Source organism: Desulfurobacterium sp., from assembly GCF_027028515.1.
In the GTDB taxonomy this organism is placed as follows: Bacteria; Aquificota; Aquificia; order Desulfurobacteriales; family Desulfurobacteriaceae; genus Desulfurobacterium_A.
In genome coordinates, this window is the sequence record NZ_JALVIW010000015.1 from 1 (window position 1) to 1975 (window position 1975).

At 40.2% G+C, this 1975-nt stretch carries 3 protein-coding genes; all 3 read left to right on the forward strand.

Annotated elements, in window-relative coordinates; all coding sequences use genetic code 11:
• The coding region (folE, locus tag MV676_RS01755) for a GTP cyclohydrolase I (RefSeq protein ID WP_297444719.1) at positions 1-342 on the forward strand (342 nt) is incomplete at its 5' end.
• Positions 339-1160 (forward strand): tetratricopeptide repeat protein, encoded by an 822-nt coding sequence (locus tag MV676_RS01760; protein WP_297444721.1) that lies wholly within the window; start codon positions 339-341, stop codon positions 1158-1160. The genes folE and MV676_RS01760, both read left to right, overlap by 4 nt.
• The gene (locus MV676_RS01765; RefSeq protein ID WP_297444723.1) at positions 1144-1875 is read left to right on the forward strand and encodes a hypothetical protein; all 732 of its coding nucleotides are present in this window, start codon (positions 1144-1146) and stop codon (positions 1873-1875) included. The genes MV676_RS01760 and MV676_RS01765 overlap by 17 nt, the downstream gene beginning before the upstream one ends.
• Positions 1876-1975 lie beyond the last annotated feature (100 nt).

A 1975-nucleotide genomic window follows, 5' to 3' on the forward strand; every position in this document is an offset into this window, starting at 1 on the left:
ATGTGTGAACATCACATGCTTCCATTTTTCGGTAAAGCCCACGTTGCTTACATTCCAGGAGATAACAAAGTTACCGGTCTTTCCAAACTGGCTCGAATTGTGGACGTTTACGCAAAGAGGCTTCAACTTCAGGAAAGGATGACTGAGCAGATAGCAAACGCAATTATGGAAAAACTTGGAGCAAAGGGAGTTATGGTCGTAGTAGAAGCTCAACACCTGTGTATGATAATGAGAGGCGTAAAGAAACCGGGATCTTACACGGTAACAAGTTCCGTTAAGGGAGTTATGAGAAAAGAACCTACAAGAATGGAAGCTCTTTTTCTTATAAAGGGAAGACCATGAAAAAGATAATCCCTCTGTTGGTTGCCGTTACTCTGCTAACTTCATGTATGTCTTTGTGGGGTAATTCAAAGGAAAAAACGGAGAGGAAACCTCCACCACCTCCCCAACCTGTGGTGGAGAAAAAACCCACAAAAAAAGAGAAAGCGGAAGGCTACTATCAGATAGGAATAGCATACCTGGAATTGGGAGAAATTCCTCTCGCCCTTAACTACCTGTTTAAGGCTAAGAAACTCACCCCTGATGATCCCAAAATCTACAACGCAATAGGGCTTGCATTCTTAAAGAGAGGGGACTTAGACAAAGCAGAACGCTTCCTTAGAAAAGCAATTTCCATGAAGCCCGACTTCTCAGAAGCCTGGCTTAATCTGGGAATCCTATACGAGGAAAAGGGGAAACCTGATAAAGCAAGAGAATTTTACTTAAAAGCACTTTCCAACCCTCTTTACCTTACCCCAGAAGTGGCCTATTACAGACTTGCACTTCTCGATGAAAAAGCAGGAAATACAGAAAAAGCTAAAAAAGAACTTATTCTTGCTATAAGGAACAACGTAGACTTTGTCCCGGCTTATCTTAAACTTGCAGAACTACTACAGAAAGAAGGACAGATTGAAAAGGCAAAGGAGATATACTATCAGCTTATAGAACTCCATCCGAACATTCAAGAACCATACTGTAACCTTGGTAAAATATACTTACATGAAGGAAAAAGAGAACAGGGCATAAGGTTTTTAAGAAAATGTATTAAACTTAAACCTGCAAGTCCTCTCTCAGCAGAAGCAAGAAGGGAGCTCGAAGAGTTAAATGAGAACGTTCCTTAACATCGTAATAGCTATATCTGCTGCTATCACCGCTTTTTCTTTAGGTTTTGTAATCCACTACAAACTAACATTTAAGCCATCAGCACACTTTATAGGAAGGAAGTTAGAACATAAACCCAAAAATTCACCAAAACCAATAGAAGAAATATCCTCTAATAACAGCAGTGATGAAAATATTCCGGCAGATGTCTTCTCTCAAGTAGAAAACATTTCACCAGTTGTAACCTCTTACATAGTCAAAATCAAAAATGGCCCAGCAACATTTCCAGCCCTTATACTCAAGGTAACATCCGCACACCAAGGATTGAAAGTGTTTCTGCTTACGTTCTACCCTATGGAATGGCCATTCATAAATGCTCAACTGATGGGAAGACAACTAACAGTTCCTGAAAAAGTTTACCAGTGTGATGATGGTTTATTAATCCTTGAATACAAAGTCAAAGGCATTTTTCCTGTTGAAACTGAAAGAGGAATGATTGAAAAATTTGGAGCCATTGTTAGCTGGGCAGGAAACGACACAACTGTGAAACTCTTTGACAAAGAAAAAGGATGTTCTGAAAATGGCTTTGTTTTTAACCTCGCTGGGGACTTTTCAGGAGTCTGCTTTGGTGGTAATTTTTATAGTGCAGAGGGGCTCTACAACTCAGTTCCGTCTAACTGTAAAATAATCTTCGAAAAGGAGGGAGAAAGTGGCAATCTACAGGGCAAAAACTGACAGCTGGTATGTTGAGAGGATAACATCATTCCTTGCAGGATTCTTCGTCTTCGCAAGCGTCCTGTTGGGGCTTATAACCGGAAACAAATACTTCTTCTAC